Origin of the sequence: Streptomyces sp. NPDC058464 (assembly GCF_042721035.1) — a bacterium.
Lineage (GTDB): Bacteria > Actinomycetota > Actinomycetes > Streptomycetales > Streptomycetaceae > Streptomyces.
In genome coordinates this window covers 253299-269468 of sequence record NZ_JBHXMA010000006.1, presented here as the reverse complement: position 1 = coordinate 269468, position 16170 = coordinate 253299, and the positions used below count along the sequence as shown (strand labels likewise).

The 16170-nt window shown below is 73.1% G+C and carries 9 protein-coding genes; 1 reads left to right on the top strand and 8 read right to left on the bottom strand.

Features of this window, described 5'->3' with window-relative positions; translation table 11 throughout:
• Positions 1 to 56 precede the first annotated feature (56 nt).
• Genes ACFWPQ_RS11580 through ACFWPQ_RS11560 form a run of 5 tightly spaced genes read right to left on the bottom strand, consistent with a single transcriptional unit; the run spans position 57 to position 8009 of the window.
• Positions 57 to 662: an ATP/GTP-binding protein gene (locus tag ACFWPQ_RS11580; RefSeq protein ID WP_384032302.1), complete on the bottom strand. Its 606-nt coding sequence runs from the start codon at positions 660 to 662 to the stop codon at positions 57 to 59.
• Positions 643 to 4278: a hydantoinase B/oxoprolinase family protein gene (locus ACFWPQ_RS11575; protein WP_384032300.1), complete on the bottom strand. Its 3636-nt coding sequence runs from the start codon at positions 4276 to 4278 to the stop codon at positions 643 to 645. Before ACFWPQ_RS11575 ends, ACFWPQ_RS11580 begins: the two co-directional genes overlap by 20 nt.
• A gap of 24 nt (positions 4279 to 4302) precedes the next feature.
• Positions 4303 to 4698 (bottom strand): DUF742 domain-containing protein, encoded by a 396-nt coding sequence (locus ACFWPQ_RS11570; protein WP_351719200.1) that lies wholly within the window; start codon positions 4696 to 4698, stop codon positions 4303 to 4305.
• A gap of 9 nt (positions 4699 to 4707) precedes the next feature.
• On the bottom strand, positions 4708 to 5142 hold the full coding sequence (locus tag ACFWPQ_RS11565; RefSeq protein WP_384032298.1) for a roadblock/LC7 domain-containing protein: 435 nt from the start codon (positions 5140 to 5142) through the stop codon (positions 4708 to 4710).
• Complete coding sequence (locus ACFWPQ_RS11560; RefSeq protein WP_384032339.1) at positions 5139 to 8009, bottom strand: nitrate- and nitrite sensing domain-containing protein; 2871 nt, start codon at positions 8007 to 8009, stop codon at positions 5139 to 5141. The genes ACFWPQ_RS11565 and ACFWPQ_RS11560 overlap by 4 nt, the downstream gene beginning before the upstream one ends.
• A 434-nt stretch (positions 8010 to 8443) precedes the next feature.
• On the opposite strand from ACFWPQ_RS11560, the gene ACFWPQ_RS11555 reads away from it, so the two are divergent.
• Positions 8444 to 8914: a hypothetical protein gene (locus tag ACFWPQ_RS11555; RefSeq protein ID WP_384032297.1), complete on the top strand. Its 471-nt coding sequence runs from the start codon at positions 8444 to 8446 to the stop codon at positions 8912 to 8914.
• Positions 8915 to 8966: 52 nt separating this feature from the next.
• Here ACFWPQ_RS11555 and ACFWPQ_RS11550 read toward each other — a convergent pair whose 3' ends face one another.
• The 3 genes from ACFWPQ_RS11550 to ACFWPQ_RS11540 form a co-directional block, all read right to left on the bottom strand.
• Positions 8967 to 13562 carry a hypothetical protein gene (locus tag ACFWPQ_RS11550; protein ID WP_384032295.1) on the bottom strand — a complete coding sequence of 1532 codons (4596 nt, stop codon included), beginning with the start codon at positions 13560 to 13562 and terminating at the stop codon, positions 8967 to 8969.
• Positions 13563 to 13623: 61 nt separating this feature from the next.
• On the bottom strand, positions 13624 to 14493 hold the full coding sequence (locus ACFWPQ_RS11545) for a hypothetical protein (RefSeq protein WP_384032293.1): 870 nt from the start codon (positions 14491 to 14493) through the stop codon (positions 13624 to 13626).
• A gap of 133 nt (positions 14494 to 14626) precedes the next feature.
• Positions 14627 to 16156 carry a hypothetical protein gene (locus ACFWPQ_RS11540; RefSeq protein WP_384032291.1) on the bottom strand — a complete coding sequence of 510 codons (1530 nt, stop codon included), beginning with the start codon at positions 16154 to 16156 and terminating at the stop codon, positions 14627 to 14629.
• Between the last annotated feature and the right edge of the window lie 14 nt (positions 16157 to 16170).

Below are 16170 nucleotides of genomic sequence, written 5' to 3'. Positions count from 1 at the left end.
CCCGGGACCACGGCCCGTACCCCGGTCGGCGGGGGTACGGGCCGTGCCGCCGCCGGTCAGCCGGTGACGGACTGCCGGTGGCCCGCCGCGTACGCCATCGCGTGCCGGACGACGCCGATGAGCACCTCCTTGACCGACTCGCGGTCCCGGGCGTCGCAGAGCACGACCGGTACGTCCGGGTCGAGGTCGAGGGCCTGACGCACCGACTCCACCGGGTACCGGGCCGCGTCCTCGAAGCAGTTGACGCCGACGAGGAAGGGAATGGAACGCCGCTCGAAGTAGTCGACGGCCGCGAAGCAGTCCTCCAGGCGGCGCGTGTCGGCGAGCACGACGGCTCCCAGCGCGCCCTCGGCGAGCTCGTCCCACATGAACCAGAACCGTTCCTGCCCGGGCGTGCCGAACAGGTACAGCACCAGGTCCTCGCGCAGGGTGATGCGGCCGAAGTCCATGGCGACGGTGGTGGTGTGCTTGCCCTCGACGCCGGAGGTGTCGTCGACCGGTCGCCCGGCCTCGGTGAGCAGTTCCTCGGTGCGCAACGGCCTGATCTCGCTGACCGCGCCGACCATGGTCGTCTTGCCGACGCCGAAGCCGCCGGCCACGAGGATCTTGAGCGTGACGGGCTCGACCGGGGGCTTGCCGCGCTCAGATCGCCCGAAGATCATCGTTCTCTTCTCCTGCTTGCTGGGGTCGTTGAGGGGTTCGGGTGCCGGGTGCCGGGCGTCCGTATCCGCCGCCGCCCGGGGTCTCGACGACGAGTACGTCGTCGGGGCCGACGTCCGCGGCGTCGCTGCCGCCGAGTTCGGTGACCGTGCCGTCGGCCCGCTCCACCCGGTTGGCGCCGAGCGCGCCGGGCGCGCCGCCCGCCATACCGTACGGCGGCACACGGCGGTGCTGGGAGAGGGTGGAGACGGTCATCGGTTCGAGGAATCGGATACGGCGCACCGCACCGTCCCCGCCGTGCCAGTGGCCCGCGCCGCCGCTGCCGCGCCGTACGGCGAACTCGTCGAGGCGGACGGGCAGCCGCCACTCCAGGACTTCCGGGTCGGTGAGCCGGGAGTTGGTCATGTGGGTCTGTACGACGCTCGCGCCGTGGAAGCCGTCGCCGGCACCGGATCCGGAGGCGACGGTCTCGTAGTACTGGTGGCGTTCGTTGCCGAAGGTCACGTTGTTCATGGTCCCGGAGCCCTCGGCCTGGACGCCCAGCGCCGCGTAGAGGGCGCCGGTGATGGCCTGGGAGGTCTCCACGTTGCCCGCGACGACGGCGGCCGGCGGTTCGGGGGCGAGCATGGAACCGGGCGGTACGACGATGTCGAGGGGGCGCAGACAGCCGTCGTTGAGCGGGATGTCGTCGGCGACGAGGGTGCGGAAGACGTACAGCACGGCCGCGTTGACGACGGCGAACGGGGCGTTGAAGTTGGTGCCGAGCTGGGCGGAGGTGCCGGTGAAGTCGATGGTGGCCCGCCGGTTGTCGCGGTCCACGCGCACGCGTACCCGGATGACCGCGCCGGAGTCGGTCTCGTAGGCGTACGCGCCGTCGTCCAGGGCGTCGACGACCCGGCGGACCGCTTCCTCGGCGTTGTCCTGGACGTGCCGCATGTAGGCCTGGACGACGTCGAGGCCGAACTCCTCGATCATCCGGCCGACTTCGTCGACGCCCTTGCGGTTGGCGGCGATCTGGGCGCGCAGGTCGGCGAGGTTGGTGCGGATGTTGCGGGACGGGTAGCGGGCGTCGGCGAGCAGGCGCTGCGTCTCGGTCTCCCGGAACCGGCCGTTCTCGGCGAGCAGCCAGTTGTCGAAGAGGACGCCCTCCTCGTCGATGGTGCGGCTGTTCGCGGGCATCGAGCCGGGGGCGATGCCGCCGATCTCGGCGTGGTGGCCGCGGGAGGCGACGTAGAAGAGGATCCGGTCACCCTTCGTGGCGAAGACCGGGGTGATCACGGTGACGTCGGGCAGGTGGGTGCCGCCGTGGTAGGGGTCGTTGACGGCGTAGGTGTCGCCGGGCCGCATCGAGGCGCCGCGGCGGTGGATGACCTCTTTGACGCTGGTGCCCATGGAGCCCAGGTGGACGGGGATATGCGGGGCGTTGGCCACCAGGTTCCCGTCCGGGTCGAACAGGGCGCAGGAGAAGTCCAGGCGCTCCTTGATGTTGACGGACTGGGCCGTCGACTCCAGCCGGGCGCCCATCTGTTCGGCGATCGACATGAACAGGTTGTTGAAGACCTCGAGCAGGACCGGGTCGGCTTTCGTGTCGAGATCGGAACTCTGCGTGACCGTCGCGCGTTCCATGACCAGATGCCCGTCGTCGGTCGCCGCGGCCCGCCAGCCGTCGTCGACGACGGTCGTGGCACTGGCCTCGGTGATGATCGCCGGGCCGGTGACCGTCTCGCCGGGGGGCAGGTCCTCGCGGCGGTGGAGGGGTACGTCGCGCCAGGCGCCGCCGGTGTGGAGGCGGACGGTCTCGGGTGCGGCGGGGCCGCCCCCGTACGGGGCGAGGGCGGAGAGATCGGGGGGTTCGGTGATGCCGGTGGCTTCGACGGAGAGGGCTTCGACGACGACCGGGCGGTCGAGCGTGAAGGAGTACGTGGCGCGATGACGTTCTTCGAAGGCGTGTTTCATCGCGTCGGACTCGGTGAGTTCGACGGTGAGGGTGGTGTCGGTGCCGTCGTAGCGGAGCTGGGCGCGGCGGGTGACCTCGACGCGGTCCTGCGGGACGTCCTCGGCGAGGAGTTCGGCGCGGGCCGCGGCCTCCAGGTCGTCGGCGGTCTTGCGGATGCCCGGCATGGCGGCGGGTTCCAGGGGGGCCTCGACGGACTGTTCGCGCATGGCGGTGGTGTCGGCGAGCCCGATGCCGAGCGCGGACAGGACCCCCGCCATGGGCGGCACCAGGACGGTGCGGATGCCGAGCGAGTCGGCGACCATGCACGCGTGCTGGCCGCCGGCCCCGCCGAAGGTGGTGAGGGCGTAGCGGGTGACGTCGTGGCCCTGCTGGACGGAGATCCGCTTCACGGCGTTGGCGATGTTGGCCACGGCGATGCTCAGGTAGCCCTCGGCGACCTGTTCGGGGGTGCGGTCGTCGCCGGTCCGCTCGCGGATCTCCCGGGCGAGCCCGGTGAAGCGGTCGCGGACGAGTCCGGCGTCCAGCGGCTGGTCCCCGCCCGGCCCGAACACCTGGGGGAAGTGGGCCGGCTGGATCCGGCCGAGCATGACGTTGGCGTCGGTGACGGCCAGCGGGCCGCCGCCCCGGTAGCAGGCCGGGCCGGGGGCGGCGCCTGCCGAGTCCGGGCCGACGCGGTAGCGGGAGCCGTCGAAGTGGAGCACCGAGCCGCCGCCCGCGGCGACGGTGTGGATGTCCAGCATGGGGGCGCGCAGCCGGACGCCGGCGATCTGGGTGGTGAAGACCCGTTCGTAGTCGCCCGCGAAGTGGGAGACGTCGGTGGAGGTGCCGCCCATGTCGAAGCCGATGACCCGCTCGAAGCCGGCGAGTTGCGACATCCGGGCCATGCCGACGATCCCGCCGGCGGGTCCGGAGAGGATGGCGTCCTTGCCGCGGAACTGCCCGGCCTCGGCGAGCCCGCCGTTGGACTGCATGAACATCAGCCGTACGCCTTCGAGTTCGTCGGCGACCCGGCGGACGTAGCGGCGCAGCACGGGCGACAGGTAGGCGTCGACGACGGCGGTGTCCCCGCGCGGGACGAGCTTCATCAGCGGGCTGACCTCGCTGGACAGCGAGATCTGCGGGAAGCCGGTGCGGGCGGCCAGCTCGCCGATCGCCTGCTCGTGGGCGGGGTACAGATGGCTGTGCATGCAGACGACGGCGACGGCGCGGATCCCGTCGTCGTACGCCTCCCGGAGCGGGCCCGCCAGTGCGTCCGGGTCGGGGGCGCGCAGGACGGTGCCGTCGGCGGCGACGCGCTCGTCGGCCTCGACGACCCGTTCGTACAGCAGCTCCGGCAGGTCGATGCGGCGGGCGAAGATGCGGGGGCGGTTCTGGTAGGCGATGCGCAGGGCGTCGCGGAAGCCGCGCGTGATGACGAGGAGGGTGCGCTCGCCCTTGCGTTCGAGAAGTGCGTTGGTGGCGACCGTGGTGCCCATGCGGACGGCGTCGACGGGGTCGCCGGAGCCGTCGAGGAGTTCGCGCACGGCGGCCACGGCCGCGTCGGCGTACCGCGCGGGGTTCTCGGAGAGCAGTTTGTGGGTGAGCAGCCGGCCGTCCGGGCGCCGCGCGACGACGTCGGTGAACGTACCGCCGCGGTCGACCCAGAACTGCCAGCCTGTCACGTCACTACTCCGCTTCCGCGCCGGTCACAGCGCCCGGAGGCCGTTGATCACGTCGCGCAGAATACTCTCGTCCACCAGCTCGGCCGGGGGTACCGGCCGGTTGACATGGACGAGTTCCCCGTCGACGAGGTCTCCGATGAGGACCCGGACCACGCCGACGGGCAGATCGAGTTCCGAAGCCAGCTCGGCGACCGACTGCGGGGCGTCGCGGCAGAGCTCGACGATGTCCACGTGCTCGGGGGACAGCGTCCGGTCGTCGTCCGGATCGTCCACGTGCGGTTCCGTGACGACCACCGCGATCAGATCGAGCCGGTGCTGGGCCGCACTGGTGGTGCGGCCCCGTGTCATGGCGTACGGACGGACGACCGGTCCGGCCTCGTCGTCGAACCAGTGACTTCTTCCCTGACCGTCTCCGCTCATGTCATCCCACTACCCGCCCGAGGGCAGATCGGTACGCGGAACGGACCCCAGATGTACGCCGACCCGCTTGACCAGCAGCGTCATCTCGTACGCGACCTGACCGACGTCGGAGTCGGCGTCGGAGAGGACGGCGAGGCAGCTGCCGTCGCCGGCGGCCGTGACGAACAGGAAGGCGTCGTCGAGCTCGACGACGGTCTGCCGGACGCTGCCCGCCTCGAAGTGGCGGCCCACGCCCTTGGCGAGGCTGTGGAAGCCGGAGGCCACGGCGGCCAGGTGCTCGCTGTCCTCTCTGCTGAGGTCCTTGGAGACACCGGTGGGCAGGCCGTCGCCGGAGAGCACCACGGCCTTGCGGATGCTGGCGACCCGGTCCACGAGTTCGTCCAGCAGCCAGTTCAGCTCGCCCTTGTTCGTCGCCGTGTGGCCGGTCGCCTTCGGATCGGTCATCGACCGTCCCCCTTAGTCGTTCCTTGTGCTGTGCTGTTCCGGGAACCGTCGTCCTCGGCGTTCTCCGCACGGCCGCGCTGCCAGCCACGCTGGAGCGAGGCCATGCGGCTGCGGACCTCGTCGGCGTCGCGCTCGACGGGGTCCGGCTCGCGCACGGCGGGGGCTGCGGGTTCCTGTCGCAGCTGTGGGGCCAGGTTGGCCTGCCGTACCCGCCTGGGCAGCGGCCGGGTGCCGGAGGCGGCTTCCGGGGATGTGCTGCCGAGGGGCGGGACGGAGTCGTCGGTGCCGCTGCCGGCGGTGATCGCGGAGCGGCGGGTGCGGCGGGGCAGGGCGGGGGGTCCGGAGGGTTCGGCCGGACCGCCGGCCCGGGGCGCCGTGCGTTCCTCGGCACGGTCGGCCGAACCGACGGCACGGTCGGCCGAGCCGATGGCGCGGTGCGAGGACGGGTCGGTGCGGCGGCGGGAGGGCAGCGGGGCGAGTCCGCCCGGTTCGGCGCGACCCTGGTCCGCCCGGTCCCGCCCGTCCCGGTCCTCCCGGCCGTCCGGCTCGACGCGGCGGGAGCGCTGCTCGGTGACGGGCTTGCCGTGCGAGCTGACCAGCTTGGGGGCCCGTCGCCGGGGCAGCGGTACCGGGCCGCCGGGGTGCTCGTCGCCGAAGCCGTCCGCGGTCTCGCGGGCCGGCTGATGAAGTTCGGTCACGGCGGGCGTGATGTCGTCGGCGCGGGCGAGGGAGCGGCGGGGGCGGAACAGTCCGCCGCGCTCGCTGTCGTCGTCGGTGAGGGCTCCCGGGAAGTCCTCCAGGGCGTCCAGGTCGACGGGTGCCTCCAGCTCGACCGGGCCGTCCAGCAGCGCGGCCGGCAGCCCTGGCCGCTCTGCCGCCGTCTGGGCCGGCGCGGTGACGCGGCCCTCCTGGGGTTCGGCCTCCCTGGCCGGGCGGTCACGGTCGAGACGGAAACCGACCCCGTTGGTGTCGGGGACGTCGTCGGTCAGCAGGACGTCGGGGAGGAAGACGACGGCCGTGGTGCCGCCGTAGGGGGACGGCTGGAGCGAGACGCGGACGTTCTGCCGCTGGGCGAGGCGGCTGACCACGAACAGGCCGAGCCGGTCGGTGTCGGAGAGCTCGAACTCGGGCGTCTCGGCGAGCCGCAGGTTGGCGTCCAGGAGTGCCTCGGCCGCCATGCCGAGACCCCGGTCGTGGATCTCCAGGGTGAAGCCGTTGGCGACGCGGTCCCCGAGGACCTGCACGGCGGTGTGCGGCGGCGAGAACACCGTGGCGTTCTCCAGGAGTTCGGCCACGAGGTGGGTGAGGTCGGCGACGGCGGGGCCGGTGACGGCGACGCGGGGCAGCCGGCGGACCTCGATGCGCTCGTAGTCCTCGACCTCGGCCACGGCGGCGCGCACCACGTCCATCAGCTGGACGGGCCGGCGCCACTGCCGCGAGGGGGCGGCGCCGGAGAGGATGACGAGACCCTCGGCGTGCCTGCGCATCCGGGTGGTGAGGTGGTCGAGGCGGAAGAGGTCGGCGAGCTCGTCGGTGTCCTCGGTCCTGCGCTCCATCGTGTCGAGCAGGGTGAGCTGCTTGTGCAGCAGGACCTGGCTGCGGCGGGCGAGGTTGACGAAGACCTCGGAGACGCCGGAGCGCAGCTCGGCCTGCTTGACGGCGGCCTCCACGGCGGCGCGCTGCAGGGTGTTGAGGGCCTGGCCGACCTCGCCGATCTCGTTCCTGTCGTACTCCAGGCGCGGGACCTCTGTCTCCACGTCGACCTGTTCGCCCGTGGACAGCCTGCGCATCACGCTGGGCAGCCGGACCCCGGACGCCTCGTGCGCCTCCTGGCGCAGCAGCCGCAGGTCACGGATGAGGCTGCGGCCGACCCTGACCGACATGACCAGTGAGAACAGCACGGCGGCCAGGCCGAGGACACCGACGACGGCCGCCTGGACGAACTCGTTGACGGCGACAGGCCGGATGCGGTCCTCGAAGCGGTTGCCGACCTGGTCGTCGAGGGTGCGCAGTTCTTCGAGCACATTGCCGGCGGTGGTGTCCCAGCTCTTCGCGCTGACGTCGTTCGGCATGCCGGACCCGGCGGCGAGGACGGACTTCTCGGCGGCCAGCAGCGGGGCGGTGGTGGCGCTCCTCCAGAATCGGTCGAAGCGGTCGCGTTCACTGGCCGGCAGCACCGGGAGGCTGATGTCGTAGAGGAGGGTGCGCTGGGCTATGAGGTCGGAGATCTCGCGGGTCTCCTCGCGGGAGACCTTCCCGACCACCAGGGCGGAGCCGAGCAGGGCGTCCTCGCGGGAGACGAGCTCGCGGGCGCGGGTGATGTTGACGAGGGCGCGGGCCTGCTTGTCGATCTCGACGTCGTCGGTCCCGTCGAGGGAGCCGAGCAGCAGGTAGCAGGGGTCGACGACGGCGTCGTAGAGGGCGAGGGCCTGGGCGCGGTCCACGGTGCCCTGCTCGACGCTGCGCCGCAGCGGGTCGATGCCGTCGAGACCGTCGAGCTCGGCGGTGAGGCGTTCGCTGTCGTCGGCGTCCAGGCCGTCGCGTACCTGCTGTTCCCGGGCGTTCCTGCGGAGTTCGGCCACGGTCTCGTCGGTGGCGGCGCGCGTGCGGTCGAGCGCGGTGAGCGCGTCGGACGCGCGCGGGTCGGCGAGGTAGACCAGGGTCTGCCTGCGTTCCTGCTGGAGGGCGCGGACCGCGTCCTCGGTGGGGTAGCCGATGTCCTCGACGATCGACGACACCTGGAACATGTGGGTGACTTCGCGTCCCGTGAGCACGGCCGCGAAGCCCCAGACGGCCGTCAGGGACACCAGCGGCACGAGAAGCAGCGCCACGATCTTCCGGCGGATCGACTTCCCGCGAAAGCGCATGGCCTCCCCCAGCTCGACCCCCACCGGCCGGGGGTACACATGTACGTCAACAAACGGCGCGAGCCTACTACCGTCACACGGATAACTCGAAGAACTGTCCGGACGGTGAACTTCCGCCTCGCAGCCGGGACATGGCGGACAGACAGGATGAGTTGTCCGGGCATTGCGGGAGATTGCCACCGCGATCGCGGCGACTTCACGCGAGTGGGGCGGGAACGGCACGAAGGATCAGTTGGCCGGAATTTTTCCCCGGTTGGGAATCATCGGGCGAGTTCGTTCGTCCTTGTAGGCGGGTGATGGGTGCAGATTCGGCCACAGGTGCCGCATCTCCCATCCGGGCGGCGTAAAACAGCGCAAGCCGGGCAGCCACTGGGGAGCCGGGGTCGTCGGACACCGGTGCGAGGGCTTGCCTGGCGGTGGGGAGTGACACCTTGATGGGGACGGCTCAGCGGCGCATGGCGCCCGAGGACGGTACGGCGGCGCGCCCGACGGTGCGACAACAGCAGCCGCAGTACCGGCCGTTGTGGGTCGAGGAGCCTGCCAAGCGGTACCGGATGCCGGATCCGGTGCGGACGTCGGCGGTGCGGGCGGTGATCATCATCGCTGTCACGCTGACGCTGGCCATGGTGGCGTTCTTCTGCACGATGGCGGAGTCCTGGCTGGCGTTCCCGATGGTGATCAGCAGCGTGGCGAGCACGGTGGTGGCCACCTGGAGCGCGGTCGACGTCCTGGTGACGCGTCAGGTGTGGAATCAGCGCAACGGCGTGGTCTCGGAGCCGAGCAGCACGGCCCGCACGCTCCGCCGCGAGCGGCGCACGGCCCGGCGGCAGGAGCGGGCCGCCGCTCGTGAACAGGAGCGGATACGGCGGCGGGGCGGCCAGGCCGGACAGCTGACACACCCCTGAGCCCGCCGGATCCGTATCGGGTCATCCGTATCCGGCGGAGTAGCGGGGGCCGTCAGGCCGACGGCTTCTTGAACATCCGGGTGGCGGTGATCTCGCTGTGCACGGCCTCTCCCGCCTGCGGCTGCTGCGGCAGCCCGGGCCGGAGATGTTCCTCCACGCTGATGTACTTCAGGCCGGCCCGCAGGTCCGCGTCGTTCCGCAACCGGATGACGAGCGGGAACTCGGCCAGTGCCGTCGTGTCGAACAGGCCGGTCGTGTACAGCAGTTGCACGCCCAGCGCATCCGACACGGCCCGCTGGAGCTCCAGCAGGTAGGTCGCGTTGGCGCGCCCGATGGGGTTGTCGAGGAACAGCGTTCCCGCGTGCCGGTGCTTGTCCCGGCCCCGGTCGTTGGACCGCAGGGCGGCCATCGTGCAGTACAGGGCGATGGCCGCGGTCAGCAGCTGTCCGCCGGAGAACACGTCACCCATCTGCCCCACCGGCACCCGTTCGGCGCGCAGCACCGCGTCCGGCTTGAGGATCTCGACGGCGACGCCCTTCGGCTGGAGCGCGGCCGCGACTCCCCTCAGCAGCAGGGACATCCCGTCCCGCCGCAGGTCGGAGTTCTTCTTCACGGCGGCCCGGGTCGCCTCGTCGACGACCTCGCCGAGCCGCTCGCTGAGCGTGGCCTGGTCGGGCTCCTCGAAGCGGATACGGAGGAACTCCTGCCCGGACCACTCGCCGAGCCCCTCGGGCAGCCGGGAGAGCCGCTGGGCGGAGCGCAGGGTCGCCAGCGCGGACTCGACGAGCCCGCGCAGCCGGTCCACGATCGAGTCCCGGTTCCGTTCCAGCTGGGCCAGTTCGTCGGTCAGCACCCGCAGGCGGGGCGCGAAGGCGTCCGCCCACTTCTGGGCGTGCTCGGGCAGCGCGGAGGCGGGCAGTTCCCGGATCTGCTGGCGCGCGGGGGTCCGTACCGCCTCGTACCGGGTGGCGTTGGCGTGCCGCACGAGGACGTCGCTCGCCTCGCGGACGGCGGCCTCGGCGGCGGACAGGTCACCGGCGCAGCCGCGCAGCGACCTGCGGGCCTCGGCGGCGGAGTGCCGGGCCTCCTCCAGGCTGCCGGGGTACGGCTCGGGCTCCTCCTGCTCCTCCTCTGCGGTGTGCTCGCGCAGCAGGTCGCGGAGCATGGCGGCGATCTCCTCGATGCCGCCGGCCGCGTCCTCGGCCGCGCGGTGCGTGTCCAGCAGCTCGACGTGCGCCTCCCGGGCCTGGGCCAACGCCTCGGTGCGGGTGGCGAGTTCGGCCGTCGCCGTGCGCAGCAGCGCCTGTGCGTGCTCGGCGTCGCGCGGCTGGAGCTCCTCGGGCAGCTCGGTGTGCGCCTCGCCGTCCTCGGGGGCGTGCCGTTCGGCCTCGCCGCGGAGCCGCCCGAGCTGCTCGCTCGCGGTCGACATGCGGGTCTCCAGGAGCTGCACCAGTTCCTCCGCGCGGGCGGCGGCGGCCTGCCGGGAGGGGCCGTCGGCGCCGTCCGGCGACTGGAGCAGCTGTTCCGCGCGGGTGCGGACCTTGTTGCTGAGCCGCTCCAGCTCCGTGAGCGCGGCGCTCTCGTCGCCCTCCGAACGGGCCTGCTCGGCGCGCAGGTCGGCGCCGACGCCGACCTTCTCGTACACCTGCGAGGCGGCCCGGTAGGCCTCGCGCAGGGCGGGCAGCGAGGACTTGGGGGCGTCCTCGTCGGTCTCGGGCACGTCGTCGGGGGCGCCGGCGATCTCGGAGCGCTCGGCGCGCAGCGCGCGGGCGGTGCGGCGGGCGTCGTCGGCGGCGCGCTGGGCGGCGCGCCGGTCCTCGTCGGCGACGCGGGCGCGCTCCAGGCAGGACTGGGCGCGGGCCTCCGACTCGGTGGCCTCGTCGGCGAGTTCGCGCAGTCTGACCTGCCAGCCGGCCCGTTCGCGCAGCCGGAACGCGAGGCCGGCGAGGGCGTCAGCCGCGCGCCGGGCGCGCTGGGCGGCCTCCTGCCGTTCGTCGCGTACCTGGGCGGCCTCGGCGGCGGTCTCCTCGGTCTCCGCGCGCACGGTCCGCGCCTCGGCCAGCTCGGCCTCGGACTCCTCCGCGAACACCCGCGTGTCCCGGGCCTCCTGCGCCAGCTCCACGAGCCGTCCGGCCGGGCAGCCCGTGCGCCAGGAGGCGAGCCGGGCGGCCAGCTCGCGGTCCTTGCCGAGCCGTGCGGCGAGAGCCCGGATCTCCTCGTCGCGCTCGGTGGCCCGCGCACGCAGCGCCTGCCGCTCCTCGTCGGCGGCGCGCTCGTCGTGCATGGCCGGGTTCGGCGGTACGAGGAACACGTCGCCCGGGGTGTCAGCGGCGGGCGGGGTCGGGGCGAGCAGGGCGGCGGCCGTGCCGACGGCGACCGCGGAGCGCGGCAGCAGGGCCGCCTCGCCGAGTGTCTCGCGGGCACGCGCGTGCGTGTCGGGGTCGGTGATGATGACGCCGTCGACGAGCTCGGGGCGGGCGGCGAGCACGCGCGCGTGGTCGGCGGGGTCGACGGCCTGGGCGAGGTAGCGCCAGCCGGGCAGGGCCGGGATGCCGTGTTCGCCGAGGAACTCGACGGTGGCGAGGACGTCGGGGCCGGGCGGCAGCAGTCCGCCGTCGCCCAGGGCGCCGAGGATCCGGGAGTCGTCGGCGGCCGCGGTGCGCAGCTCGAACAGGTGCCGTTCGGCGGAACCGACGGCGTCGTCCAGCAGTTCCCGCAACTCGTCGGCGAACCGGTCGAGTTCCTCGGGGGTGAGCCTGTCGTCGCCGTCTTCGTGCCGGGGCCGCGGAATAGCGGTGCGCGAGCCGGTGAGACCCAGCAGCTCGGTGAGCCGCTCCTCCGCCGCCAGGCTCTCGGCCAGGCGCTTCTCGGAGTCGTACGTCCGCTCGGCCGCGGTCGCGGCGTCGGCGGCGCGGGCGGCGGTGAGTTCGGCGCGGGACTCCGCGGAGGCCGCCTCGCGGGCGTGCTCGCTCGCCCTGCGGGAGGCCTCGCGGGCGGTGTCCCAGGCGGCCACGGCGGTCTTCTCGGCGTCGCTCGCCGCGAGCGCGGCCCGGGCCGGGTCGGCGTCCGGGGCGCTGTCGTCGAGCCAGCCCGCGCGGACGGCCTCGGCGGTCTCCTGCTCGACCTCGCCGAGCCGCTGCCGGAGGTGACCGACCTCGCTGCGGGCGCGCTGTGCCTCGGTGGCGGCCGAGGTCGAGTCCCGGTGGGCGGAGTCGCTGACCTCCTGGAGTGCGGCGGACCGCTCCTCCTCCTCGTTGGCGAGGTGTTCGGCGCTCTCGGCGGCCGCGTGCAGGGCCCGCACGAGCTCGACGGCGGCCTTGGCACGGGCGGCGAGGGCGGGGGCCGCGTCCCGCTCGGCCTCCTGGATGGCGGCGGCCACGCGCGCGACGCGGTCGGCGGCGGCGCGGTGGCGCAGCACGGCCTCGGCGGCCTGCCAGGCGGAGTGCAGGGTGCGCGCGTCGGCCAGCTCGCGCTTCTGCGCGGTGGCGGACTTCTCGCCGACGGCCAGCGCCAGGGAGGCGTGCCGGTAGGCGAGTTCGGCGGCGATCAGCGCGCTGCGCTCCCGGGCGCCCTCGGAGTGCGTGACGGCGTAGGCGGCGGCCGTGACCCGCTGGGCGAGGTCGGCGGCGCGCACCCGCTCCTGCGCACCCCGCGCGGACAACCGCCGCGCCAGCGTGCGGGTACGGCGCTCGGCGCCGGCGTGGATGTCACGCGCGCGTGACCGCGCCTCCGCGGCCTCCACGATCCGCCCGAGAAGGTCCACCGACCCGGCGGTGAAGTCCCGTTCGGCGATCAGCTCGGCGCGCCGCCCCAGCTTGTTGCCGAAGCCGCCGACCAGGTCGGCGAGCCCGTCGGTGTCCCGGGTGTCGGTCACGGCCCGCAGCAGCAGGTCGGTGAAGTCGGAGTCCTTCTTCACCGCGAAGAGGCCGGCGGCCTCGCCCTCGTCGGCGTTCATCTCGCGCTGGTAGCGGAAGAGCTCGGGGTCCAGGCCGAGTTCGCCGAGGTGCTCGATCCAGCGGTCGTGGATCTCCTCCCAGTGCACCTCCAGATGCGGATAGAACTTGCTCGCCTCGGTGATGGCGTCCCGGAAGCCCTTCATGGTGCGCCGCCGCCCCTGCGCGCCGGAGGCTCCCTCGACGGGCGGCCGTACGGCGGTGGACTCGGCGACGGGCAGGTTGTCCAGCGAGAGTCCGGGGCCGGGCCGGAACGAGTACCAGGCCTCGGCGAACTTCCGCGGGTCGTTGGAGACCTGCCGTCCCCGCCACTCGCTCACCTTGCCGACGACCACGCACTCGCCGGTGAGGGTGTGCTGCCACTCCAGGGCGACGTGTCCGCAGTCGTCGGCGAGCAGGAACTTGCGCAGCACGCCGGAGCTGGCGCCGCCGAGGGTGTTCCGGTGCCCCGGCAGCATCACCGAGAAGATCAGCTTGAGCAGGACCGACTTGCCGCCGCCGTTCTCCAGGAAGAGCACCCCGGCGGGCGCGGGCCGGCGCGGCGGGCCGACCGGCTCCTCCTCGAAGAACTCCGCCTGGGTCGGCGCGGGGTCGGGCACGGGCTCGCCGACACCCCGCAGGTCCAGCACGGTGTCGGCGTAGCGCGCACCGGCCGGCCCGATGGAGTAGAGGCGGACCCGGGACAGCTCGTACATGGCGGACTCTCGTAAGACGTGGGAAAGGGTGGTGACGGCTCAGGAACTACTCAGGAACAGGTCAGGAGTGGAACGGCAGACCTGCGTCGGAGACCAGGTCCAGGTCCTCGGTGTCGTCGGCGGGCATCAGACTGGCCGTGCCGTCGGTGACCGGGACGACGCCGAGCTCCAGCAGCTCGGCCATGGCGGCGCTGCCGGCCATGTCCCGGACCTGGAGCTGGTAGCGGGCCGTCGTCCGGTATGTGCCGCCCTGGTCGTCACCGGTGCGCTGGAGGAACCCGGAGTCGGTGAGGAAGACGACCGCCTTGCCGATGATGCCGGTGGTGGAACCGGCCAGCCGGCGGGCGTCCTTGGTGGCGCCGGTGGCGCTGCGTCTGGCCCAGATCCGCCAGGCGGCCTCCAGGCCGGGCGCGTCCGTGGCCGGGTCGGTGTTCTCCCCCAGCTCGTCGGCCCGCTCCTCCAGGCGGCGGCAGGCCTGCCGGACGAAGGCGTCGACGCCGTTGACCGTGATCCGCCCGATGTAACCGTCGTCGGCCAGGTCCTCGGGGCGCGGGAACGCCAGGGCGGCGACGGCGAGATGGGCGAGCCCGTGCAGGAACCGGTCGCTGCCGTCCGCGGACGTGCGACGTGCGTAGTCGCCCATGCGAACGGCGAACACCGAGTCCTCGGCCGCGGCCACGGCCATCCCCGCGCGGGGGGACACCTCCAGCACCACCAGCCCCAGCCCGGCGGCCACGGCATCGGCGAGCCGCGCGAACGGAGGATCCTCCCGGTACCGCCGCAGCAGCTCGGTGTACTCCTGGTCACGCGCGGGTTGCAGCTTGGGCTGCAACCCGAAGGCGACGAGCCGAGCCGCGTCGGCGGCGTCGGCGGGCGTGACGGCAGCGTGAGCCGTCCCGGCAGACGCCTCGGCCTCGACGTACTCGCTCACAACGACAACTCCTTGATCTTGAAAACAGGGCCGGCGGGCAGCGCCCCGAAAGGGGCGCGGGGCTGTGTTGAATGTGCGGCTACCGCCGCGTGGGCGCGACCAGCCACAGACGACCCGCACCCGGCACACGACATCACGCGGCCTCGGTCCGATCCGCAGCCATCCCCACCGCATCCAGCAAAGCAGTCCCCACGATCAGATCGGCGCCCCCGAATCCGGGATCGTCCAGCTCCGTGCCGTCGTCCACCGCGAACAGCAGTTTCTCCTCGCCCTGCCGATAGGCCGTGCCCACGGCCGGGCTCGCGGCGTGCACCGCCAGCAGAGCGACGAGATAGGCCAGGTCCTCGCCGCCGACTCGCCGCGCCTCCGCCAGCAACCCCGACAGCCGGCGTGGCGCGTCAGCCGGAAGATCCAGCAGCCGCATGGCGTCGGCCAGCTGCTCCTCGCTGAACCGGCTGTCGTCCGGCGTGGCGATGAGGTCCGGCTCCGGCATCTCCGCACCCAGGTGCTCCCGCTCCACCGGCGGCGTCAGCAGTATGTCGACGAGGTCGCCCACCCGCACCGACACCGGCGTCCGCAGCCCGGTCCCGCGCGCGAAGAACGCCCCCGTGACCCGGCTCGCCTGCTCCAGCGGCAACGGCAGCAGCGGCGCGAGAAGGTGCCCGTACAGGTCCGTCCCCGACGTCGTCATGGGCGTCGCGAACGCCTGCCGGTCCTGCTCCGCGCGGAACAGCGGCCCGGCCTCCAGCAGTCGCGACTGCAACTGGGTGTGCCGCCGGATGCAGTCCTTGACGATGTCGACGAGCTCGGCGGCGCGCCGCTTGTTCTCGGGCTCCTCGGTCTCGTCGCGGGCCTTGCGGATGTTGGTGAGGATCGCGTTCTCGTGCCGGTACCGGTCGGCGACGTGGTCCAGGGCCTCGGCGATCATGTCGGGGACGGCGTTGAGCCAGTCCACCGCGCGGACGTTGCGCCGGGTGGCCTCCAGGGCCCGGCGCAGGCTCTCCGAGTACTGCACGGTCCGGTAGCGGGCCTGCTCCGCGGCGAGCTGGGCGTCGGCGAGCCGGCCGCGGTTGATCAGTACCTCGAGCTTGACCTCGGCGGCGATCTGGGCACTGGTGACGTCCGTGTCGAGGGCGCCGACGAGGACGTTGACCGCCTCGTCGGTGGTGCGGAGGTACACCGTGCCGCCGGGGCCCGGCACCTCCTCGATGAGCTTGAAGTCGTAGTCCCGGCGGACGTACGACCCGTCCGGCGCGAAGGTGCCGTACACCGCGCGGAAGCCGCGGTCGACGCTGCCGACGTTGATCAGGTTCTCCAGGACCCAGCGGGCCACGCGCTCGTGCTCGGCGACCGGGCGGTGCGGGGTCTGGGCGGAGATGCGCGGGATCAGCCGGGCGACGATCTGCTCGTGGTCGGCGCCGGTGTCGAAGTCCATGTTCAGGGTGACCAGGTCGATGGCGGAGAGGGCCACCTCGGCCATGCCGTACACCGAGTACTCGCCGGCGAGGTTCGCCTTGCGCGCGTCGAGGTCGTGCAGCGGCGCGGTGCACGCGAGCGCACGCAGCCGCCGCGCCAGCCCCTCGTCGGCGGCCGGGCCCGGTGCGGGGCGCGGCCGCGCGCTGAGCTGGGGCGGCACGGTGTCCGTCGATGCAGGCGAAGTCACGGTGCACAGACTAG

Excerpts from the sequence above, each read along its gene's own strand:
- ACFWPQ_RS11580 (WP_384032302.1), bottom strand. The coding sequence starts at position 662 with ATGATCTTCGGGCGATCTGAGCGCGGCAAGCCCCCGGTCGAGCCCGTC.
- ACFWPQ_RS11570 (WP_351719200.1), bottom strand. The coding sequence starts at position 4,698 with ATGAGCGGAGACGGTCAGGGAAGAAGTCACTGGTTCGACGACGAGGCC.
- ACFWPQ_RS11565 (WP_384032298.1), bottom strand. The coding sequence starts at position 5,142 with ATGACCGATCCGAAGGCGACCGGCCACACGGCGACGAACAAGGGCGAG.
- ACFWPQ_RS11560 (WP_384032339.1), bottom strand. The coding sequence starts at position 8,009 with ATGCGCTTTCGCGGGAAGTCGATCCGCCGGAAGATCGTGGCGCTGCTT.
- ACFWPQ_RS11555 (WP_384032297.1), top strand. The coding sequence starts at position 8,444 with ATGGGGACGGCTCAGCGGCGCATGGCGCCCGAGGACGGTACGGCGGCG.
- ACFWPQ_RS11550 (WP_384032295.1), bottom strand. The coding sequence starts at position 13,562 with ATGTACGAGCTGTCCCGGGTCCGCCTCTACTCCATCGGGCCGGCCGGT.